Below are 20,911 nucleotides of genomic sequence, written 5' to 3'. Positions count from 1 at the left end.
ATGCGTTAGTGATATCTAAACCCTCTTGTTTGCCAGGCATGGGAATTTTCAGGTGAAGTTCGTAAAATATTTTTTTATTCTTGTTTTCTGTTGCATTTTTTTGGGAACCGCTTCGATATATGGCATGTATAAATATGTTGAAGGTGAGTTGCCTGATGTAGCAACAATGAAAGACATCCGTCTGCAAATTCCAATGCAGGTATACAGCGCTGATAATGAACTGATTGCTCAATACGGTGAAAAACGTCGTATTCCATTACCGCTGACAGAAATTCCACCATTGATGGTAAAAGCATTCATCGCAACCGAAGATAGCCGTTTTTATGACCACCACGGCATCGACCCAATTGGTATTTTTCGGGCTGTTTCGGTGATGGCTTCATCGGGTCATGCATCTCAAGGGGCGAGTACGATTACTCAGCAACTGGCGAGGAATTTTTATTTAAGCCCTGAAAAAACCCTTATGCGTAAAGCTAAAGAGGCTTTCTTGGCGATTCGTATTGAGCAGCTTTTTACTAAAGATGAAATTATGGAGCTATACCTAAATAAAATTTATTTGGGTAACCGCGCTTATGGTGTTGGGGCTGCTGCTTATGTGTATTTTGGTAAAACTGTTGATGAGTTGACGCTCAGTGAGATTGCAATGATTGCAGGTTTGCCTAAAGCACCATCAACGTTTAACCCTCTTTATTCGTATGATCGCGCGGTAAACCGCCGTAATGTCGTACTTTCTCGTATGTTTGAAGAAAAATATATTACGCGAGATCAGTATGAACAAGCGAAAAATGAGAAAATAGTTGCTTCTTATCATGCACCAAAAATAGATTTTTCCGCACCTTATTTAGCCGAGATGGCTCGCCAAACACTGTATGATAAATACGGTGAAGACGCCTACACTGACGGGTATAAAGTATATACCACGGTGATCCGTAAAGATCAGGAAGCGGCAACAACCGCGGTACGTAATAACTTGATCGATTATGATACTCGCCATGGTTATCGTGGCCCTGCTGATGTGTTATGGAAACCAACAGAAACAGCTTGGGCATCAGATAAAATTATTGAAAAATTGAAAAAGATGCCAGTCTATGGCCCTTTGATGCCAGGGGTTGTTGTATCGGCAACAGGGTCTGAAGCTCAGGTCATGTTGGCTGATGGTTCGCAAATTTCAATTACGATGGCTGGTGTACGTTGGGCTCGTAAGTTTATATCGGATACGCAACAAGGCGCCTCACCAAGAGCCGTTAATGCAGTGGTACAAGCTGGCGAACAAATTTGGGTGCGTAAAGTTAAAGACAACTGGTGGTTAGGGCAAGTACCAGATGTTAATGCCGCATTTGTTGCATTGAATCCTAACGATGGGGCTATTATTGCCCTTGTTGGTGGGTTTGATTTTAATATGAGTGAATTTAACCGCGTTACTCAATCTTTACGCCAAGTTGGTTCAAATATTAAGCCGTTTCTTTATACCGCAGCAATGGATAAAGGCTTGACGTTATCATCATTATTAAATGATGTGCCGATTAGCCGTTGGGATGCGGGTGCGGGCTCAGATTGGCGTCCAAAAAATTCCCCTGCTCGTTATGATGGTCCTATCCGTTTGCGTCAAGGGTTAGGGCAATCTAAAAACGTAGTTATGGTGCGAGCAATGAGGGCTATGGGCGTTGATTATGCAGCCGATTATTTGACTCGCTTTGGTTTCCCACCTGAGAATATTAACCGTACAGAAGCGTTGGCATTAGGTGCACCTTCATTTACGCCAATGCAAATGGTACGTGGTTATGCTGTTATGGTGAATGGGGGTTACCTTATTGACCCATATTATATTTTGAAGATCGAAAATCATAATGATGAAGTCATCTTTGAAGCGAAACCAAAATTAGCTTGCCCAGATTGCACTCATATTCCAGTTATTTATGGTGATACAGAACGTACGATTGCGATTAAAGGCATTGATGATGAATCAACAGAGGAAGTGACACAATCCGGTAATAACGCAGTGGTACAAGAGCCTACAATGGAGCTGGCGACTGCTGGGAATACTGACGCAAATTCTGATGACCGGTATGCACCGCATGTGATAAATACGCCTCTCGCTTTCTTAATTAGGGATGCGATGATGACGAATATCTATGGGGAACCTGGCTGGTCTGGAACTGGCTGGCGTGCGGCAAGAGATTTAGGTGGTCGCCGTGATATTGGTGGGAAAACAGGAACAACCAATAGCTCAAAAGATGCTTGGTTCTCTGGTTATGGCCCGGATGTAGTCGCATCGACGTGGATTGGTTTTGATGATAATAAACGAACACTCGGTCGCGGTGAGGCAGGGGCGAAAAGTGCCCAGCCGATGTGGGATGATTTTATGAAATCCATCTTAGAGGGGGTGCCAGTGAAAACAATGAAGCCACCTAAAGGTGTGATTTCGGTATCGATTGATAGTCGTACAGGTAAATTAGGCTCTTCCCGTAGAGAATACTTTATTGAAGGAACCGAACCGAAAGAACATGCAATACAAGAAGTTGGAACAACAATTTCAACAGAAAGTGGCTCTACTCAAGAGTTATTTTAGGGTTATTGCCTTGTTTAACGCACCCCATTGTTGACTAAGAACATGGGGTGTTTTTTATCATGAAAGTTAAGGTAGGCATGAAAAAAATACAGAATATATGTATTATTACTTACTACTTTTTAAGTAACGCTCAAGGTAGAAAAGTGCGCTAATATTCCTTGCCTCGTTGAAGTCAGGGTGCTCTAGCAACTCCATCATGCGTGATATAGGCCAGATTATTTGTTGTAGTGGTTCCGGCTCGTCACCTTCGAGTTTTTCGTGGTATAAGTTTTCAGCTACGAGGATATTCATTTTACTTGAAAAGTAAGAGGGGGACATGGTGAGCTTGGCTAGCTGAATAATATTATTAGCACCATAACCAATTTCTTCTTTAAGCTCACGCTGTGCAGCTTCTAGAGCGACTTCGCCGGGGTCTATAGCGCCTTTAGGGAACCCTAATTCATAGTTTTCAATCCCGACTGCGTATTCGCGGATTAGGATTAGGTTATCACCCATAATAGGAATAATAAGAACAGCTTCGCGTTTTGCTGGGCGCATTCTTTCATAGACTCGTTTTTCACCGTTGCTAAATTCGAGATCAACTGACTGGATGCTGAATAATTTTGATTGAGCAACATCTTGAATATTCAAGATTTTAGGTTTTTTTAACTCTGTCATAACGATTTCCGAACAGGATGAGTGAAATCTATTGCTAAAAGCGTATTTCATTTATTTATGTGGCACATTTACCTAGTACTCTAACTATGACCTATATCAAAAAAAAATGATAGATATTATCGAGTAGATAAAATGCTGCTAGTATAACCATCGCATAAACATAGCACAGATAAATAAATAAAATATTTTTTTACAACATATTGTAATTTAAAACAAAAACCATAAATAGAATAGGAATTGGCTTATTTTGAGAAAGCAGCAGGGTTGCTATGCTTTTCTTATTCATTTTTCATTGGGGAAACAATGCTAAACCATGTCATTATAACGGCTATAATTGTTATTAGCCTAACTATAATGGCTTCCTTCCTTTATTTCAGGCGGGGGCGGCGTTCTGCTGTCTATCAAATACCCTCAGTAGCAGCTCCTTCCTTCAGAAAAATGATTGATTCAGACTACCAGATAATATCCCAGTACTTAAATTATTGTTTATCTGTATCAATGACTCCCTCTCAACTTCCGTGGCAAATCAAAAAAAACTCGATTATTGCGACCGTTTGCCATTCACTGACGCGTTTTAATTTACGCCAAGAGCAAGGGAATAGTTGGCGCTATTTTATTGATACGATTGAGGTTCAGTTACCTTCACAGCTCGAACCTTTCTTACAACGTCAAAATGTTATGGAAATTGTGGAGACCGATCACTTACCGTTAATTATCTCCATCAATAGTCATTCCTTAAGGGATTTTAGTCACGAGTGGCAGGAAGAACAAAGTTTGGGTTCAGACTGGCCTGAGGCAGCTATTCAAGAACGTGGTCAACAAAATATCGAGCGGCTACGGGTTCGTAAGGAAACAGTTGAAGAGCATCGACTTCATAATTCTACAGGCTGGCTTGGTGCCGCGATTGTTTGTTTAAGCTTTTTGTTTGGCTATTTAACGCTGATTTCTATTCCTTTGTTACAGGAGTGGGGCTTGGTGATTACGATTATTTGTTTTGTTAGCGGGCTGCTGGTCTTATTTCGCTCAAGAATGTTTCCTCGTAAATACCAAGATATTCAGTGTATTCACGGGGAACCAAAGCGTTGGGAACTCTATGGTGAGTTAGATAAAAAATATTCTACGAACACCTCAATTGGCGGTATTGATTTACATTATCCAGCTCATTGGGAAAACTATTTAAAATATGAATCAAATCAACCTGTTAATATTGATTTTTATGCATCGGGTGAGGTTGTCAGACATGGAAAATACCTTTCTTTGCATGAAGAAGAACGTTATTACCCTTACAAACGATTCAAAAAAAATGTGTTGATGCTAATAGGTGCCTTGTTTGCCATAGTATTAGTTTTCTCATATCAATCAATGAGTTTACCTATAAAACTAGGTTTTGCTTGGTTTGGCGGCACAGAAGAAATTACCGTTGAAAACCCAAGTGACCTCGCTTCCCGCCAACTTAAAATTGGGGATACGTTAGTGGCTCAAGGGAAAGGGATGTGTTACCGACCTCCTAATTTGAATAAAGAAAACCAAGCACAGTTTGTGCCGTTTGATTGTTCAGGTCTTTATTGGAGCGATGTCCGTTTACTAACAGAGCCCCAGTCTGAGGTGGTTGAACAGTCAATTTTATTACTCAATACGGTTAAAAGCCAATTACACCCGGATAAAAACGCCGTTGGTGTTAACCCTAGATTACAGCGTGATATCATGAAATCAGGTATGAATATTATCTTTGATTTCTCTGCCATTATTCTGAATACCGAACAGCTGTGTCATACTTCTAATCGCTGCCTAAAGCTAAAAAGTGCCTTAATGAATCTTGGAAGCACTGAGGATTGGCCAACTCTGGTGAGTAAAGCTTCTGCTGGAAAATTGAACGGAGCGCATGTTTTATTACGCGCAGGAAGTGCAGAGGCCTTGGAAAACATCGTAGAAGACACCACATATGAATTTATTAAGGCAGAAATAGACAGAGAAGTACGGAAAATTAATAGTCCGCCACCTGGAGGCGTGTTATTGATTAGCGATGAGAATAAGCCTTTAGTTGATTTGATATCAGGGGCTTCCTTTAATGAACTGTCACCGTTGCAGCGTTGGTATGAACTACAAAGGTTATCGAGCCTTCTGAGTAATACACCTTTTAATATTGAAGGTATAATTACCAATCTGTCTACGGATGCTAATGGCACATTGCACATTACTTTACATGAGGAGCCAAATGCAGCTGTGGTATCCCAGTATGTATGTAGCTCGCTTTTTGTACTGTTTTTGATGGCTTGTGCATTGCTCAATGGCTCACTGATTGTGCTGCGTATTTTGAATAATAAGAAGCGTTTGCGTAATATTACACAATATTATGATAAGTGCTTTGAGGCTAATAATCCTTCCTATCGTCGATAGTGTTATCCCGAAAATAGTGGGAGCCTCAACTTAGTTTGATTCAGACTGATTTTGAGGAGGCACTATGAATCAACCTTCTGTAGAACCTGTACGCCTCGATAAATGGCTGTGGGCTGCGCGATTTTATAAAACCCGTGCAATTGCTCGAGAGATGATTGAAGGCGGCAAAGTACATTACAATGGGCAGAGAACAAAACCTGGCAAAATTGTTGAACTGCGAGCATTAATTAAGCTTAGGCAAGGTAATGATGAGCGAACAGTTGAAATTATTGAAATTAGCAGTCAACGCCGAGGAGCTCCGGATGCACAGCGACTTTACTGTGAAACAACAGAAAGTATTGCTCAACGGGAAAAATTAACGCAAGCGCGGAAAATGAATGCGCTGACGATGCCACACCCAGATCGGCGCCCGGATAAAAAAGAACGGCGCACTCTGTTAAAGTTTAAACATACAAATTCTCATGAGCCGTCTTAATGATGGCCAGAGTAATAGAGAGATATTATGGCAAAGCAAGATTTACTCCATCGTTTTCTATTTGAACAACATTCTGTTCGTGGGGAAATGATCAGTGTCGATGACACTTTTGAACGTATTTTAGAAAATCATGACTATCCTGCCGCAGTAAAAGGCTTATTAGGTGAATTACTCGTTGCAACTAGCTTATTAACAGCAACATTAAAGTTTGATGGTGATATTACTGTTCAAATCCAAGGTGATGGGCCAGTTAAGCTAGCGGTTATCAACGGTAATAACTTACAGCAAATGCGTGGCGTTGCCCGTATTGATGGCCCTGTTGTTGCTGGTAGCACACTGAAGCAAATGGTTGGCAACGGGTTTATTGTGATCACCATTACACCGACCCAAGGTGAGCGTTATCAAGGTATTGTTGCGATTGAAGGCGACTCTATTGAGGAAAGTATTGATGCTTATTTCCGCCAATCTGAACAGCTACCGACTCGTTTATTTATTCGTGTAGGTGAGGTAGACGGTAAAGCGACTGCTGGTGGGATGTTGTTGCAAGTTTTACCCGCGGCTGACGAAACCAGCCATGATATTTTTGACCATCTTGTGCAACTCACTGCGACAATTAAAGGTCAAGAGCTCAGCACATTAGATGTGAAAGAGGTTTTACATCGTCTTTATCATGAAGAAGATGTCACCTTGTATGACCCTCAAACTGTGGAGTTTCGTTGTACATGTTCAAGGGAGCGTTGCGAAAGTACATTAGCAACTTTACCAAAGGAAGATGTTAAGGATATTTTGCAAAAAGATGGGAAAATTGATATGGAGTGTGAATTTTGTGGCTCACACTATGTATTTATTGAATCCGATATTCAAGGGTTAAATAATGAGCTAAATCAGCAACTTCACTGATACGATTTAGCAACCTAATTATGTGACAAGGGTGCAATTCTGCACCTTTTTTTTATAATTTTAAAGCATTATTACGTGCTCTAAGTCTCATTATGAATTAAAAAAAATTATACATTTTCAATTCTTTGATAGCAATCGCTGTTAATTAGTCGTAAAGAATTATGATCATCCGCAGATTAATTATGTTTACCAGGAGCAATATAATGAGCGCTAAAAGCATTACCCTGAAGGAACTTGAAAAGTACGGTATTCATGATGTGGCTGAAGTGGTTTATAACCCAAGTTACGAGCTATTATTCACGGAAGAAACTAAGCCCGGGCTTGAAGGTTATGAGCGCGGTACTGTGACCACCTTAGGTGCAGTTGCGGTTGATACAGGTATTTTTACCGGTCGTTCACCAAAAGATAAGTACATTGTTCGTGATGATGTGACTCGCGATACAGTGTGGTGGGCAGACCAAGGTAAAGGTAAAAACGACAATAAGCCAATGTCACAAGAAGTTTGGGCGGATCTCAAGCATATCGTGACAGAACAGCTGTCAGGTAAACGTTTGTTTATCATTGATGCATTCTGTGGCGCTAATGCCGACACTCGTCTAAAAGTCCGTTTCATCACTGAAGTTGCTTGGCAGGCACACTTCGTTAAAAACATGTTCATTCGCCCATCAGATGAAGAGTTAGTAGGTTTTGAGCCTGACTTCATTGTGATGAACGGTGCTAAATGTACTAACCCTAACTGGAAAGAGCAGGGGCTAAACTCTGAAAACTTTGTAGCGTTCAACCTGACTGAGCGTATGCAGTTGATCGGCGGCTCTTGGTACGGCGGCGAAATGAAAAAAGGGATGTTCTCAATGATGAACTACCTTCTGCCGTTGAAAGGTATTGCTTCTATGCACTGCTCTGCTAACGTCGGCGAAAAAGGCGATGTTGCTATTTTCTTCGGTTTATCAGGAACAGGTAAAACCACACTGTCGACTGATCCAAAACGTAAGTTAATCGGTGATGATGAGCACGGCTGGGATGATGACGGCGTATTCAACTTCGAAGGCGGTTGCTACGCGAAAACTATCAACCTGTCTAAAGAAGCAGAGCCAGATATCTATGGTGCTATCAAACGAGATGCACTGCTTGAAAACGTCATGGTGTTAGCAGATGGTACGGTTGATTTCAATGATGGTTCAAAAACAGAAAACACCCGTGTTTCTTACCCGATTTACCACATTGATAACATTGTAAAACCTGTTTCTAAAGCAGGCCATGCGACAAAAGTTATCTTCCTGACGGCGGATGCATTTGGGGTTTTACCACCAGTTTCTCGTTTGACGCCAGAACAAACTCAATACCATTTCCTTTCTGGTTTTACCGCCAAACTCGCGGGTACAGAGCGTGGTGTGACTGAGCCAACGCCTACTTTCTCAGCATGTTTTGGCGCTGCATTCTTATCGTTGCACCCAACACAATATGCAGAAGTATTAGTTAAACGTATGGAAGCAGCAGGTGCGAAAGCATATTTAGTGAATACAGGTTGGAACGGTACGGGTAAACGTATTTCAATTAAAGATACCCGTGCAATCATTGATGCTATTTTAAGCGGTGATATTGAAAAATCTGACATGATTAAATTGCCCGTCTTCGATTTAGAAGTCCCAACAGCATTACCTGGTGTGGATACTAATATCCTTGACCCTCGTAATACTTATGCAGACAAAGCACAGTGGGATGAAAAAGCCAAAGATTTAGCTGAGCGTTTCGTGAAGAATTTCGATAAATATACGGATACCCCAGCGGGTGAAGCATTAGTTAAAGCAGGTCCGAAACTGTAATCGTTGAATGTATATTTTCATGAAAAAGGCTCTACCTTAGGTAGAGCCTTTGTTGTTTTAGGCGTGTTATTCAGCGGCAGGTAAATCAAATAATAAGATTTCGCTGTCTTCATCTGCTTTAATCGTTAGGCTGTTTTCTTGCCAAATTGCTAAGCCGTCGCTAGTTGTGGCTTGTTGCCCATTGACTTCTACAGTCCCTTTTACCACTTGAATCCATACAACTCGTTTATCTGCAATGTTGTGAGTTTGTATTTGATCCGCGGGCAATGCCCAACGCCATAATTGCATATCTTGATAGACTTTTAATGAACCATCTTGCGCATTTGGTGAAAGCACAAGTTGTTTGCCATCTTTTGAATCAAAACGCTTTTGTTCATAACGTGGTTCAATGCCTGTTTTTTCAGGGATAATCCAAATTTGGTACAAATGCAGTTCTTTTTCATTGTCCGGGTTATATTCTGAGTGACGAATACCGGTGCCTGCACTCATAATTTGAAATTCACCTGCGGGAATTTGCTCCATATTGCCCATGCTGTCTTTATGTTCCACCGTGCCATTAAGCACATAGGTTAAAATTTCCATATCTTTGTGCGGGTGTGTCCCAAAACCTTGGCCTGCAGCAATAAAGTCTTCGTTAATCACCCTTAGTGCTGAGAACCCCATAAAATTTTCATCATAGTAACTAGAGAATGAGAAAGTGTGCCAACTATCGAGCCAACCATGATTAGCATGACCTCGTTCATTTGCTTTACGTAGATAGATCATAGTGTTATCTCCTTTACGGACTTCAACTTTGGTTGAACTCACTCTTAATGTATTGATGACAGTTTAACCTGTTTTCACTTAGAGAAAAGTAGCTACAATTAACCATAGAGTTCAAATAATTTGAATAAGTATGCCATTGTTGGATGAGATAAATCGTTAGATGAGGAAGATTCGATAGTGAACATATTACAGAACTGCTGTATCAGGTAAAAAAATAGCCAGCGCAAGGCTGGCTAAAGTAAACACTGGAAGCAATGTGAGCAATGTCGTACCCCCAACAAAAGGTGACTAAGTAACCGTATTGAGGAGGTGATGATAATGATAATAGTTATCACTATCGTTTGTAAAGCATTATTTTTGACCAAAATGATATATCTTATAATTAATAACGCAATTATATGATTTATATGAGATTAAAAATTTAACCATTATTTTTCAATGGATTAAGTATATTAGTATTAGTCGTAAAAAATAATTTTCTATTTAAAATATCTTGAATTAGCAAATACCTAATCGATATGCCCATTTGACGAGCCCCACGGAGCTGTGTGTACCTAGTTTTCTCATTAAGTTAAGACGGTGTGTTTCAACTGTTTTTATGGTGATTTTTAAATCTTCTGCAATATCGCGGTTACGGCGTTCTTCTGAGATTAGCTTTAATATTTGCCTTTCCCGAGTTGTTAGTCGTACTGGTTCTTTAGTTTGGGTTAACTCAAATATTTGAGCTTCACTTAAAGAAGGGTCAATAAAAACTCGATTCATAAAGACAACAGATTGCAAGGCTGATAATAAGGTTTGCTGAGAGCTATTCTTTAAAACATACCCCATAGCGCCCGCATTCAGTGCAGAACAGGCCCGATGCTCCACCCGATCTGCTGTCAGTACAATGATATTGAGGTCATGCCAACGTTGTTTTAGCCGACAAATGACGTCAATACCATCCATGCCAGGTAAGCCTAAGTCTAATATAACAAGATCGGGATTTAATTTCTGACAGGTTTCATAGACCTGTAAGCCATTACAGACAACACCGATAACTTCATACTCAGGAAGATATGAAAGAAAATGCTTAATACCAGCACTTAATAGTTCATGGTCTTCGACTAATAAAACTTTTTTCTTCATATTAAAAGTATAGATTCAATTATTATTGATTACATTTTTATCGATAAATAGCTATGGATGTCAAATAATATTTTTTATTTAAATTAATATATATAAATAAAATATTTAATTTATATTCTATTTTTATTTAATAAATATACTAGCCAATTATCATCATTAATCATCTCCCACGTTGCACCTTGGGATAAAAGTGATTGAGCTAACCGCTCTCTGAGTTCCGTAACTTCAGGGTTCGGGCTAGCTAACAGTAACCCACGAATGGAATTAAAATCAAAACAGCAAGATTCTAATTCGTGAATAAATTTAATAAATGAAATGGTTGCCATTCTTTTATTTTTTGAATGTGCTGTGGAGGAAAAATCACAAATTATTAGTTCTTTATCATTTAACCTATAAGTTAATTCAAAATGAGTGAACTCAACCTTCCAACCAATAAAAACACTGCTATTATTAAAGAAAGCTTTTTGAGGCTGCTTCCCTTTTCTATATAAATACTCGGTGACTGCATCTAATTGAGCCATATTTTGTATTCTTTCTTAATTTAGTATAGTCATTATTCTATTTGCAATATTTACATTCTTACAGAGGATGTAATTCTTTCTTGTAATGATATAATTTCGCGTGTTATATCTAACATACGTTTTGACGCTTCAGAGGCTTTATCGGCTGTATTTGAGAGCAATTTATGGTACTCAATCGCTGAGTTAGACTGAAAATCGCCTAATAATTGTTTTTTTTGTGCATCACGAGTTGTACTCGCCATACTTACTGATACCGACCCTTCTACCATTTTTCCAATCCCGTTAGTCCCTGCGGAAATAAACTCACCACCTAGACTTGCCCCCTTAGCCATGCCGAAGCCTGCACCACCGATACTGACGACGCCTGAAGTTGTTTTTGCAATAGCGTTGGATAAAGCTGCTTTATAATTAAGTTGTATTGAATCCTGTTTGGTCGATATTGCCGTGAGCTCTTTTTTGAATGCGGTGCTTTGTTGAGATGCAAAGAAGTCACGTTGCATATCGCGAATGTCACTATTCATTTTTTGTAGCATTGAAATGATGGCATCCATCATGGCATAAACATTCGTTGATGAGGATATCGAAGCGTTTTTTATATCAGATTGATTTGGACATATTTGTTCTATATCTATTGTATTTGAGTTGATGTTATTCATTTTTAATCCTTATTTAAGGTAATTAGTTATTTTCTAGAGAAATTTAAATAAGCGTTATCATTATTGCTAATTGCCGATGCAATTAACCCGTCATCTATGTTAATAAAACAGCTTGTGTCATTAATTAATGACTTAATTGTATTAGAGTCAATAGACTCTAATGAGTCTAGTATGGAATGACTGATGTTGGTAATTTGATTACCTAATTCAGTATAGTCATTTAATTGTTGGGCGAATACTTGTTGTATGGAACTCACCCCCTCATTTAAAACTTCACTTTTGCATGAAGTCGTTTTATTTATTTCTGGAATAGTCACTGTTGGATGGTTTTTATTTTCTGGGGAGTAATGATAATTCACTCCTGAGGTTGATATTTGTTTTAGTGCATCAGTAAATACTTGTTTACTGGAATTTATTGTACTCTGGTTAATTAACTCGGCACTCATATGGCCTAATGCATAATTTACCATATATACAGTACATAAAAGAGGTAGCACTTGCTCTCCTCTTTTGCGCATACTTTCACCAACTTTTCCTATTAATTCAATTAATAATGAAGTGATATCTGTAAACCTTGTTTTATTACAATGTGAATTTATTGGTTTAATGGCATCGTTCCAATCTGCATTTTCGGGTATACAGTTGGAAAAACTACCGGGAGCTGCCTCTTCTAATTGAGATAATAATATTTGCTGTTGGGGAAGGTTGTTTCTGACAGTATTTAATGCAATAGCGACTTCACTCAGTGCCACCTCGATAAGTTCTGAACTTAATGGTTTTTCGCTTAAGTTTCTAAGTAAAGGTGCTAATAAGCTCCCGTTAGAAACGAATATTGCGTTTGATTGATTTTCCTCTCTTTTCGTTGAAAAATAATCAATAAATTCACTATTCGGGTGCTCATGAGTTATTGAAGTGGTATGCATAGCATTAAACCATTGAAGAAGCGATATGTGCTTGGGTTGATGCTATCGTACTTAGTAATTTAGTACCATCTTGAACTACAGCGGCTTTGTCTTCTTGCAATGAGCGTACTTTTTTTACGGTTTCTTCTTTTTCTCTTTCAAAGAATTCAAACATATTTTGCAGCCAAGTTTGATCTAGCATTAATTGGTCAATTTGTTTTTGTAATTTTGCCTTTTGGATTTCTAAAGACCCTATCGTTACTTGCTGTGTGCCTGATATCACACCTCGGGATGTTTGCAAAAACATATCAACGCGAGATACTGATGCTTTACTGACGGCTTTTAAAACATCTTTTTGTATTTGTCTGGTAGTATTGCTAATCAATTGCTCTGTGGTTAGTTCTATTCCATCTTTAGCCACTTTTTTAGCTGCTTTCTTTGCCGCTTTTTCAACGGATTTAGTGACAAGTTCTTCTATTGCTTTTTGTGAAAATGAATCAATCATTTTATTAAATATTGTTTTTCCTGCTTTTTCAGCAGCTTGCTTCCCTAGTTGATTGATAATTTGATTACCAATTTGCGTACTGACTTCTTGGCCAACTGATTTAGCTATCCCTTTAATGGCTGTTTGACTGCCTTCTTTTATTGCCACATTTAGTGCTTCTCCTGCTCCTTCTTTTAAGACTTGAGTTGCCACTTTTGGAACAATTTTAGTCGCGATTGCATTACGCACTGCACTGGTAATATCAATAGCCGCCCCCATAAGTTCAAATGACATCTGTGTAATAGCAAACTTGTTGGCCGCAGCATGATATTTTTCAGCGTTATTGGGGTCTATCAGCGCCATGGTATTGGCTACCGCTTTGCCAATACCTGCAAGCCCAGCCATGAAGTCCATGCTTCCACTTGCAGCCATCATGGCATTACCTGATAAGAAGCCACCAACCATTTTGGTCACACCGACGACAACTTCTACTGCGGCAATAACCCAGTCAAAAATAACACCAAAAACACCGGCTTTTCTGGCTTTATCTTGTTGTTCAACGGCTTTTTCCATTTGCTCGCGAATATTTTTGACTTCTTCCATTCGTAGCATGTCTTGTTTTTTGGTCAGAATTTCAAGCATTTCCCCTTTAGTTGAGGCAATGTCCCCTAAAACCTGACCAACGAGTAATAATGATGCGGCAAACATTGAGTTCATTGGTAACCCTTCAATTTTGGCTAAAGACATATTTAGCATAGGGTTAGATGTATTATTTCTTTCATTATCAGGAGAGAGCTGCTGTAATGTTTGGAATACCTCTTCTAGATCAGAAGCAGCTTGTGTTTGAGAAACCTCTTCTTTACTGGCTCGTGGAGTTGCCAGTTTTATCATTGGTGTATTTTGCGCTGTAGCAACATTATTTAACTCACCAAATTGCAAAGGGGTTGTCTGATGAGTACTTTTAGGTAAAGTGGTCGATATATCATGTAACCTATTTTCTGTAGATATATCTGTTCGATAAAGAGAACGCTCAAGAAGCATTGTCATTGTGATATCTCCGATATTGGATTTAGCATTTTTTGAGCACTTTGTTTGATTTCTTGATACTCTTTTAAGTCATTACACCAGCGAATGGCAGCATGAAATGCTTTATTTGCGTATTCAGTATTACCCAGCAAGTGATAACTGAGGCCTGTAAAAAAGGCGGGGCGAGGGTCATCTATTTTAATCGTCCCTGCACGTACGAAGTTATTTATGGCATTTTCATGTTCACCTAAACGTTGATGGCATAACCCTAGAGCAAGTAAATTTTCGGGGTTCCATTGTTCTAAACAAGTTAATAGATAATAAATATTGCGTGCAGCGGAAAAATCATTGGCATTAAACAATTGGTTGGCATATGCATAGAGTCGTTCTAATTGCTGGCTATCTAAGCCAGCAATTAGTTTTAAAGAACCACCACGCGCTAAAAAATGCTGCAAATTGTCGCTATTTTCATTTTGTGACAGAGTGCTAACTGTTTTTGGCATATAAATCTCATGATGATAAAAGTATCAAAACGTTAATTAGACGAAAGTACGATATTGTTTTTTAACTACACTTTTGTTTTTTTCTGGTGAAAAAAGGTCTCTGTTTTGACCCGTATTTTCAACAGAAAGTTGTTTAAATTGTTTGCTTAATTGATTAAAAATCAGTTTTACTTCTTCTGATTTTTTAATGATTTTTTCTGCTCCAATATCACTTTGCATTACATCATTAAATTTCGCTAACTTACGTAAAGCAATTGGGTCCTTATCTGCTTTTTTATGTAACTCGCTAATTTCATTCTGTAGTACTTTGAATTCATTAATTTGCTTTTTAACATTTATTCTGCAACGTTGCAGTTCGTTAAGCATGCTTTGAAATTGATCTAATTGTTGCATCTTTAATCCTACGATATTTGGTTTTATAGATAGCTATCAATTTATTTTTAGGCTGTTAACGAATAGATTGAGCGATTGATTTAGTTGATTCAGCATTCATGCTTTGGATACTGTTTGCCATTGTGACTGCGGTATTAAAGTTTTGCATGAGTTGCTGTAGTTTAAGTTGGCTTTGTTGAACAAAATCAGAAGCACGACCGGAAGCTGATTCTAAAGCTGATTTAACGGCAGTGAGGTCACCTTTATCTAATTTGCCATTTTTTCCTTGCATAAAGTCATCAATATTTTGGTTGCCATCAATCATGATATTGTTAACGCGCATATAATGAATGACATCAGGTGGAAGCTCTCCAGTAGAGTCTGGTTTATCTAAATCAGCAATAATACGGTCAACTCGATTCGCCATATCTTGTGCATCACGAGAAACTTCTGTTTTCTTTGACATGGCTTCAAATTTAGAATTTGCTAATTCAGTAAATAACAACATAATGTTTTCCATTGTGACCATGGCTGTTCCCATAAGAGAATGATTTGTCATGGCACTTCGATAATTATTATTTTGAATACTGTTATTGTTATTATTTTGAATGCCATTATCACCATTATTTACTATCACATCACCTGTTGAGGGAGTGGTTGGTGTATAATAGCTATTTTGACCTTCATAATACCCGTTTTGATCGAAATCTATATAAACCATGTTATTACCCTTTTTGTTAAAGTTAAAATATAAAAATTTCTTAATTTAGAAGTTAGATAATAAATATTTTAATTTTGAATTTTTTCAAATTTACATGGAAACTATCATTTTTGATTTTACAATTATGATGTTATATGTAATTTATATGCTTAATTATTGTTTTAATGAGGAACAATGATGTCAGGTTAATACCTTATATTTTCTCATGCGTTTTTACTAGAAAATAAACGAATGTCTTTTTATTAATAAGGGTAATGTATGTCTGCGATAAAGTTTATTATCAGCAAAAACTCAGGTCAGTTATCTTTGAATGGAAAAACCTATACATTCCCAGAAAATTGTTTAGTCATTACCAATGATGAGGCAATTATAGTAGAGTCGATATTAAAGAATCAGCTATTATCTGTAGACTTTGATTCGAGCAGTTTACATAAGGTTTACCCTGAAATAATTAACCTATTGCTTCCTCAAGAAAAAATAACTTATTCAATTGAACCCATTAGAATTATTCGAGCAGAAAGGAATGTATTGGATGTTTTTACCTATCTATTGCAGCTTTCAGAGGATAATTTTTTACACTTTGCTTATACTTATTGTTTAGGGTTAGATAACGTATATTTTTCCTCTCTACTTTATAAATATATTTCAGGTAATAAAGACTTTTGTAGTTTTATTGAAAACCATTTTATGCGTCAGTGGTCCGTTGTTCGCTTAGCTCAGGAATTTGATTTACCTGTGCGTAAGTTTAATGAGTTATTTTTATGTACATATGGTCAAACAGCTAAACGCTGGTTGTTGGAGCGACGGATAAAACATGCAAAGAAACTGTTAAGTACAACATCCATGAGAGTCATTGATATTGCCATAGAATGCGGGTTTTCAAGTCATGCCCATTTTACGGATAGATTCCGTCGTTACATAAATTGTAGTCCAAAGCAATTTCGCAATCGTTCGCTTCAAATAAACAGCTATAACACGAGGGAGTAACTATGGACATAGAAGCGATTACTAACCAACTTTCGCAACTCGTTGATAAAGCGGGTAATGAAGTGCAATCAAAGGTGACCGCAGCTGACCTTAATGACCCAGCAAGGATGTTACAGGCACAATTTGCGATACAACAATATTCTGTTTTTGTGAGTTATGAAAGTGCGATTATGCGGGCAGTGAAAGATATGTTGTCAGGGATAATTCAGAAGATATGAATTTATTAGATTTCAGTATGAGGCAACTTATTATTGAAAGTGGATTAGCGGCTGTAAATAATGGGCTTTATATTCAAGCTGAAGCTATTCGTCATGTATTACCATATCTGACGGAAAATGAAAGTGCCTGTAATATTATTGATGCAACCATACTTATTGGAATGAATAATTTATATCTTGCCGAAGAAAAATTACAGAGTGATAAGTCTCCAGAAGCAGAGCTACTAAAGCAATTTATTGAATATATAACAATAAGCAATAATTGATTGTTATACTCATAATATATTAAAAATAGGATATTAATACGATGGATATTACATCTGTATCTACTGCCGGTGTACAAACATTAACAGAAAAACTCCCCTTCATTGAACGAGCTGAGGATGTCGATTTATTTACAAATATGCTTTTTGAACAACCCACACTTAACCCAGAAGAGATGATAATCGCTTCATTACAAGATAAATCATTGTCAATTTCAAATACAATTAATAATGCACGAGCAACTGTCGATGTTCTGAATAACCCGGCAACTATGTTAACGGCACAATCTTTTCTTAAAAATGCTATGGTGGAAGTGGATTTAATTGCAAAAGTGACAGGGCAGCTATCTCAAGGAATTAATAAACTGGTAAGTATGCAATAATGAAGTTTTTTATTCGTTTTAGTTCTATCGTGTTAATTTTATTTTTTTTAACGGGTTGTAAAGTTGAGCTTTATAGTGACTTATCTGAAGAAGAAGCAAATCAGATGATTGCTTTATTGATGCTGAGAAATATTGATGCAGAAAAAAGCATTATTAAGGGAAGCGGCGTTACTATTAATGTAGAAAAAGATGATTTTGCCAATGCAGTTGAAGTATTACGCCAGCAAGGTCTACCTAATAAACGAACAGAAAATATTGCTGATTTATTTCCTCCGGGGCAGTTAGTCACTTCTCCAGCACAAGAACAGGCAAAAATAACTTATTTAAAAGAACAAAATATAGAAAAAATGCTACTGAGTATGGATGGGGTTATTATTGCTCAAGTTGCTATATCGGAAAGTACCAATGTAAATCGTCGTGAAATACCGCCGCCTACCGCTTCAATATTTATTAAGCATGCGCCGGGTATCAATATGCAAAGTAGAGAGCCAGAAATTCGTAGAATGGTCCAAAAATCTATCTCAAATTTAACAGTAGAAAATATCAGTATCGTTATGCAAATGGCTGATTATCGACATAAACAGGCGAAGTTTCTGGATAAGACCAAAAATGGCTGGGAATGGCGAAAGTACCTTCCCTGGATAGTTGTGGCAGCCATAATGACCAGTGCTATTGTATTATTAATTGTATTAAGAAATAGACCTAATATATGAATAATATTATTGAGGTTGAACAACAACGATTACATGAGTTGGTATGGCGTCCAGGTAAATGGATGCATGCATCTTGGTGGAGAGCATTCGAGTTATCTCAATGGCAACAGGTGTATCAGCAATCTCCATCTTGCCAAGGCGCAATAGATAACATGATTCTTCGCCGCAAAGACTTATCTTTTTCTCCTATATTAAAGCAGCTTGAACCACGTCAGTATCAAATTTTGGCATTAGAAACACGTTTAATGAAGTTGTTTCTTGCGATGGGGATTCTGGTATTAGCTTGCCCTGATTATCTGGTACTTCGTCGATATCGTTGCCGTTTGACGGATATTTTCGGTGAGCAGGGTTGTGAGCAGCTATTGGCAATAGGGACCTTCTATCATTCTCCTTCTCAGGTTATTTATTCTGAAGAGGATTTCATCGAGAAAGCCCAAGGGATAGGACTAAGTTGGTGGTATGCAGAGAAAACCGATTGTGTGGTCTATCACGCGTTGAAAACAACCTTTCCAAATTACCCGCCCCAAGAAGCCCCCCGTCTTGGTAGTATTTTTCCTTGGCTATTACGTATTGGGCGTTTTTTATGAAGGTGATTTCAGTTCCTGTAATTTCATTGCCTGACTTACCTGTATTTGGGCCTATTATTCCGACAGAGGAGTTAATAAACTGTTTTTCTGCAAACAATATTATAGAAATAGCCCAACAAAAAGCTCAAATTATCTATCAAGAGTCTCAAAAATATCTAGATGAAACAAAACAGGAATGTCAGAGCTTACGAGAACTAGCTTATCAAGAAGGCATGGCTTTATTGGAAGAGGAAGCTCCATTGATTAGGCAGAAGATTGCTACTGAGTCTATTGAGTGGTTAGTGTCAGAACATCAACTAGAACAAAACATTTTAATGTGCTTGGAACCACGTTTAAGGGAAGTGCTAGTTAGCGTGCTTGATATGTTTTTTATTGAAAATGATAGTACTGGGTTATTGTTCAATCAGCTTCGCGCTAAACTAGAGGAAATAAAGAATGAAAAGTCAGCAACGCTTTATATTCATCCTAGTCAGTACAATAAATTAATAAAGCTTTTTTCTGGTTACCCGTGGCTACATATTCAAGTTGATGAGACGAAAGACAAAGATGAGGCATTGCTTTCATCATCTTTATTTAATCTCCATATTAATCTGAAAGAACAATTAGAATCAATTTGTGCACATTTGTTATTAGCTGAAGAGGAAACATGTAATGTCTGTTAAAGTAGAATCTATAGACCCGCGACTCTCTTTAGTGAAAAACCAGCAATTGGCCCAACAAAATATTGAGTTGACGCGCCAAAATGAACAAAGAAAATTAGTGACGCAAGTCATCCCTGCACAATCAGCTCTTGAAATAGCGCAAAATCAATTGAATACAGAAGTTCCTGAACTTGATAGTTATCTCTCTGATGGTTATTTGATACAAGAAACCCAAGGAAATATTGGGTTAGCCATTGGCAACTTTGTGCGAATGAGAGGTGGTCATAACCCTAGAGTATCTGAACGTCCAACCCGCAGCATGTTGCAGCGTCTAGCCAAAAACTTAGAGGATTCAGACCCTACAAGTGTGGGAGAGTTGCGCCATCGAATTGGCGGAGTAACTAAGGTTGAAGAGATTGACGACCTTCTGAATAGTTTTCAACGGCATCATTTAGATACTGCCGAATGTATTTTGCTACTTGCTAGTATGTTAAATGAAAAAGAAAATGATCAATCCTCTAGCCATGTACTGAAACAAACACTAGAAAAAGTGATGGCAGGAGATAATGAGTGGGTTTTAAAACTATTTACGCATTTAGAGTGCGGTGCTGTTACCCCACAAGCATTAGGTGAATTACGTTTTTTATATCAGCAAGCAACAAGTAACCAACCTGAATTGCTTTATTGGTTTAAACAATTTAGTCAATTTGAAGGTAGTCAACAACAGCTAAGAACACTTATTCGTACTTTATCTTTTGAGCTCTCAGCAGGTTATAAGGCAACGGATATTCGCCTAGCGGCAGTGATTACTGATTTAAAATGGTTATTGCAGTTTTTAACTATCGAAGTACAAAGCAAACATTTAGCAAACTCCCTAGATTTACCAAATATAACAGATAAGCATGTGACCTGCTTATTATTGGAAATAGTACAACAATCTTGGTTATATTCTGATTGGCTAGAAAGTAAAATTAGTTTACAGACATCAGAAAAACAGTATAAATATGCTAGAGGATTAATGGAGTTAATCAAATTATTACCGGATGACTGCTTTTCGGATTACGACCAACGAGAAATGGTTATTAGTGTATTTATTGAATACTTACAACAATTAAATGAATTAGAATAGTGACTTTTTTCGTTTTTATCAGGTAAATACCTGATTATATCTATCTAAGTTTTATTAGAATATGTTAATCATAATGAAAAATACCTTTATTTTA

At 37.8% G+C, this 20,911-nt stretch carries 23 protein-coding genes; 13 read left to right on the top strand and 10 right to left on the bottom strand.

Translation table 11 applies throughout. The annotated features are described in order from the left end of the window. Positions 1-52 precede the first annotated feature (52 nt). On the top strand, positions 53-2,569 hold the full coding sequence (gene mrcA / locus M1F14_RS02845; RefSeq protein WP_071547564.1) for a peptidoglycan glycosyltransferase/peptidoglycan DD-transpeptidase MrcA: 2,517 nt from the start codon (positions 53-55) through the stop codon (positions 2,567-2,569). 105 nt (positions 2,570-2,674) lie between these two features. Here mrcA and nudE read toward each other — a convergent pair whose 3' ends face one another. Further along, positions 2,675-3,226, bottom strand: coding sequence for an ADP compounds hydrolase NudE (nudE, locus tag M1F14_RS02840; protein ID WP_071547565.1), 552 nt, complete (start codon positions 3,224-3,226; stop codon positions 2,675-2,677). A gap of 303 nt (positions 3,227-3,529) precedes the next feature. On the opposite strand from nudE, the gene M1F14_RS02835 reads away from it, so the two are divergent. The 4 genes from M1F14_RS02835 to pckA all read left to right on the top strand — a co-directional run bounded on the left by M1F14_RS02835 (position 3,530) and on the right by pckA (position 8,821). After that, the gene (locus M1F14_RS02835; RefSeq protein WP_042848624.1) at positions 3,530-5,623 is read left to right on the top strand and encodes an IgaA/UmoB family intracellular growth attenuator; all 2,094 of its coding nucleotides are present in this window, start codon (positions 3,530-3,532) and stop codon (positions 5,621-5,623) included. Between the two features lie 64 nt (positions 5,624-5,687). Beyond that, positions 5,688-6,098, top strand: a complete 411-nt coding sequence (gene hslR, locus M1F14_RS02830) for a ribosome-associated heat shock protein Hsp15 (protein ID WP_129467228.1) — start codon at positions 5,688-5,690, stop codon at positions 6,096-6,098. 27 nt (positions 6,099-6,125) lie between these two features. Then, on the top strand, positions 6,126-6,998 hold the full coding sequence (hslO, locus tag M1F14_RS02825) for an Hsp33 family molecular chaperone HslO (protein ID WP_042848622.1): 873 nt from the start codon (positions 6,126-6,128) through the stop codon (positions 6,996-6,998). A gap of 203 nt (positions 6,999-7,201) precedes the next feature. Next, the gene (pckA, locus tag M1F14_RS02820) at positions 7,202-8,821 is read left to right on the top strand and encodes a phosphoenolpyruvate carboxykinase (ATP) (protein WP_042848621.1); all 1,620 of its coding nucleotides are present in this window, start codon (positions 7,202-7,204) and stop codon (positions 8,819-8,821) included. Positions 8,822-8,887: 66 nt separating this feature from the next. Here pckA and M1F14_RS02815 read toward each other — a convergent pair whose 3' ends face one another. The 9 genes from M1F14_RS02815 to M1F14_RS02775 all read right to left on the bottom strand — a co-directional run bounded on the left by M1F14_RS02815 (position 8,888) and on the right by M1F14_RS02775 (position 15,896). After that, positions 8,888-9,586, bottom strand: coding sequence for a pirin family protein (locus M1F14_RS02815; protein WP_048605591.1), 699 nt, complete (start codon positions 9,584-9,586; stop codon positions 8,888-8,890). 498 nt (positions 9,587-10,084) lie between these two features. Continuing rightward, positions 10,085-10,711 (bottom strand): two component system response regulator, encoded by a 627-nt coding sequence (locus tag M1F14_RS02810; RefSeq protein ID WP_042848619.1) that lies wholly within the window; start codon positions 10,709-10,711, stop codon positions 10,085-10,087. Between the two features lie 110 nt (positions 10,712-10,821). Beyond that, complete coding sequence (locus M1F14_RS02805; RefSeq protein ID WP_181468918.1) at positions 10,822-11,232, bottom strand: secretion protein; 411 nt, start codon at positions 11,230-11,232, stop codon at positions 10,822-10,824. Between the two features lie 50 nt (positions 11,233-11,282). Next, positions 11,283-11,888, bottom strand: a complete 606-nt coding sequence (locus M1F14_RS02800) for a hypothetical protein (RefSeq protein ID WP_042848618.1) — start codon at positions 11,886-11,888, stop codon at positions 11,283-11,285. A 26-nt stretch (positions 11,889-11,914) separates the two neighbouring features. Beyond that, the gene (locus M1F14_RS02795) at positions 11,915-12,811 is read right to left on the bottom strand and encodes a hypothetical protein (RefSeq protein ID WP_042848617.1); all 897 of its coding nucleotides are present in this window, start codon (positions 12,809-12,811) and stop codon (positions 11,915-11,917) included. A gap of 4 nt (positions 12,812-12,815) precedes the next feature. After that, positions 12,816-14,321, bottom strand: coding sequence for a type III secretion system translocon subunit SctE (gene sctE / locus M1F14_RS02790; RefSeq protein ID WP_181468919.1), 1,506 nt, complete (start codon positions 14,319-14,321; stop codon positions 12,816-12,818). After that, positions 14,318-14,803 (bottom strand): SycD/LcrH family type III secretion system chaperone, encoded by a 486-nt coding sequence (locus M1F14_RS02785; RefSeq protein ID WP_042848616.1) that lies wholly within the window; start codon positions 14,801-14,803, stop codon positions 14,318-14,320. Before M1F14_RS02785 ends, sctE begins: the two co-directional genes overlap by 4 nt. 36 nt (positions 14,804-14,839) lie before the next feature. After that, entirely contained in the window at positions 14,840-15,196 is a 357-nt protein-coding gene (locus M1F14_RS02780) for a hypothetical protein (RefSeq protein ID WP_048605587.1), read from the bottom strand. 55 nt (positions 15,197-15,251) lie between these two features. Further along, positions 15,252-15,896 carry a hypothetical protein gene (locus M1F14_RS02775; protein WP_080750936.1) on the bottom strand — a complete coding sequence of 215 codons (645 nt, stop codon included), beginning with the start codon at positions 15,894-15,896 and terminating at the stop codon, positions 15,252-15,254. A gap of 258 nt (positions 15,897-16,154) precedes the next feature. Here M1F14_RS02775 and M1F14_RS02770 point away from each other — a divergent pair, with 258 nt between their 5' ends. The 8 genes from M1F14_RS02770 to M1F14_RS02735 are packed head-to-tail and all read left to right on the top strand — an operon-like array spanning position 16,155 to position 20,817. Next, complete coding sequence (locus tag M1F14_RS02770) at positions 16,155-16,883, top strand: helix-turn-helix domain-containing protein (RefSeq protein WP_042848615.1); 729 nt, start codon at positions 16,155-16,157, stop codon at positions 16,881-16,883. A 2-nt stretch (positions 16,884-16,885) separates the two neighbouring features. Beyond that, positions 16,886-17,101: a type III secretion system needle filament subunit SctF gene (sctF, locus tag M1F14_RS02765; RefSeq protein ID WP_042848614.1), complete on the top strand. Its 216-nt coding sequence runs from the start codon at positions 16,886-16,888 to the stop codon at positions 17,099-17,101. Beyond that, positions 17,098-17,367, top strand: coding sequence for an EscG/YscG/SsaH family type III secretion system needle protein co-chaperone (locus tag M1F14_RS02760; RefSeq protein WP_042848613.1), 270 nt, complete (start codon positions 17,098-17,100; stop codon positions 17,365-17,367). The genes sctF and M1F14_RS02760 overlap by 4 nt, the downstream gene beginning before the upstream one ends. Before the next feature lie 41 nt (positions 17,368-17,408). After that, positions 17,409-17,747 (top strand): type III secretion system inner rod subunit SctI, encoded by a 339-nt coding sequence (gene sctI, locus M1F14_RS02755; protein WP_181468921.1) that lies wholly within the window; start codon positions 17,409-17,411, stop codon positions 17,745-17,747. Then, on the top strand, positions 17,747-18,460 hold the full coding sequence (gene sctJ, locus M1F14_RS02750) for a type III secretion system inner membrane ring lipoprotein SctJ (RefSeq protein WP_042848612.1): 714 nt from the start codon (positions 17,747-17,749) through the stop codon (positions 18,458-18,460). The genes sctI and sctJ overlap by 1 nt, the downstream gene beginning before the upstream one ends. Then, complete coding sequence (locus M1F14_RS02745; protein WP_048605583.1) at positions 18,457-19,047, top strand: type III secretion system domain-containing protein; 591 nt, start codon at positions 18,457-18,459, stop codon at positions 19,045-19,047. Before sctJ ends, M1F14_RS02745 begins: the two co-directional genes overlap by 4 nt. Then, entirely contained in the window at positions 19,044-19,709 is a 666-nt protein-coding gene (locus tag M1F14_RS02740; RefSeq protein WP_042848610.1) for an HrpE/YscL family type III secretion apparatus protein, read from the top strand. Before M1F14_RS02745 ends, M1F14_RS02740 begins: the two co-directional genes overlap by 4 nt. Further along, on the top strand, positions 19,699-20,817 hold the full coding sequence (locus tag M1F14_RS02735; RefSeq protein WP_071547571.1) for a TyeA family type III secretion system gatekeeper subunit: 1,119 nt from the start codon (positions 19,699-19,701) through the stop codon (positions 20,815-20,817). Before M1F14_RS02740 ends, M1F14_RS02735 begins: the two co-directional genes overlap by 11 nt. Positions 20,818-20,911: the final 94 nt, after the last annotated feature.

Origin of the sequence: Providencia sp. PROV003 (genome assembly GCF_045040775.1) — a bacterium.
Classification (GTDB): domain Bacteria; phylum Pseudomonadota; class Gammaproteobacteria; order Enterobacterales; family Enterobacteriaceae; genus Providencia; species Providencia huashanensis.
Note: the sequence above shows the minus strand (reverse complement) of the source record. Positions and strands in the feature narration are given on the sequence as shown.

What these genes read in the sequence shown, in the direction of transcription:
- nudE (WP_071547565.1), bottom strand. Translation starts at nt 3,226, where the DNA reads ATGACAGAGTTAAAAAAACCTAAAATCTTGAATATTCAAGATGTTGCT.
- M1F14_RS02835 (WP_042848624.1), top strand. Translation starts at nt 3,530, where the DNA reads ATGCTAAACCATGTCATTATAACGGCTATAATTGTTATTAGCCTAACT.
- hslR (WP_129467228.1), top strand. Translation starts at nt 5,688, where the DNA reads ATGAATCAACCTTCTGTAGAACCTGTACGCCTCGATAAATGGCTGTGG.
- hslO (WP_042848622.1), top strand. Translation starts at nt 6,126, where the DNA reads ATGGCAAAGCAAGATTTACTCCATCGTTTTCTATTTGAACAACATTCT.
- pckA (WP_042848621.1), top strand. Translation starts at nt 7,202, where the DNA reads ATGAGCGCTAAAAGCATTACCCTGAAGGAACTTGAAAAGTACGGTATT.
- M1F14_RS02815 (WP_048605591.1), bottom strand. Translation starts at nt 9,586, where the DNA reads ATGATCTATCTACGTAAAGCAAATGAACGAGGTCATGCTAATCATGGT.
- M1F14_RS02810 (WP_042848619.1), bottom strand. Translation starts at nt 10,711, where the DNA reads ATGAAGAAAAAAGTTTTATTAGTCGAAGACCATGAACTATTAAGTGCT.
- M1F14_RS02805 (WP_181468918.1), bottom strand. Translation starts at nt 11,232, where the DNA reads ATGGCTCAATTAGATGCAGTCACCGAGTATTTATATAGAAAAGGGAAG.
- M1F14_RS02800 (WP_042848618.1), bottom strand. Translation starts at nt 11,888, where the DNA reads ATGAATAACATCAACTCAAATACAATAGATATAGAACAAATATGTCCA.
- M1F14_RS02795 (WP_042848617.1), bottom strand. Translation starts at nt 12,811, where the DNA reads ATGCATACCACTTCAATAACTCATGAGCACCCGAATAGTGAATTTATT.
- sctE (WP_181468919.1), bottom strand. Translation starts at nt 14,321, where the DNA reads ATGACAATGCTTCTTGAGCGTTCTCTTTATCGAACAGATATATCTACA.
- M1F14_RS02785 (WP_042848616.1), bottom strand. Translation starts at nt 14,803, where the DNA reads ATGCCAAAAACAGTTAGCACTCTGTCACAAAATGAAAATAGCGACAAT.
- M1F14_RS02780 (WP_048605587.1), bottom strand. Translation starts at nt 15,196, where the DNA reads ATGCAACAATTAGATCAATTTCAAAGCATGCTTAACGAACTGCAACGT.
- M1F14_RS02775 (WP_080750936.1), bottom strand. Translation starts at nt 15,896, where the DNA reads ATGGTTTATATAGATTTCGATCAAAACGGGTATTATGAAGGTCAAAAT.
- M1F14_RS02770 (WP_042848615.1), top strand. Translation starts at nt 16,155, where the DNA reads ATGTCTGCGATAAAGTTTATTATCAGCAAAAACTCAGGTCAGTTATCT.
- sctF (WP_042848614.1), top strand. Translation starts at nt 16,886, where the DNA reads ATGGACATAGAAGCGATTACTAACCAACTTTCGCAACTCGTTGATAAA.
- M1F14_RS02760 (WP_042848613.1), top strand. Translation starts at nt 17,098, where the DNA reads ATGAATTTATTAGATTTCAGTATGAGGCAACTTATTATTGAAAGTGGA.
- sctI (WP_181468921.1), top strand. Translation starts at nt 17,409, where the DNA reads ATGGATATTACATCTGTATCTACTGCCGGTGTACAAACATTAACAGAA.
- sctJ (WP_042848612.1), top strand. Translation starts at nt 17,747, where the DNA reads ATGAAGTTTTTTATTCGTTTTAGTTCTATCGTGTTAATTTTATTTTTT.
- M1F14_RS02745 (WP_048605583.1), top strand. Translation starts at nt 18,457, where the DNA reads ATGAATAATATTATTGAGGTTGAACAACAACGATTACATGAGTTGGTA.
- M1F14_RS02740 (WP_042848610.1), top strand. Translation starts at nt 19,044, where the DNA reads ATGAAGGTGATTTCAGTTCCTGTAATTTCATTGCCTGACTTACCTGTA.
- M1F14_RS02735 (WP_071547571.1), top strand. Translation starts at nt 19,699, where the DNA reads ATGTCTGTTAAAGTAGAATCTATAGACCCGCGACTCTCTTTAGTGAAA.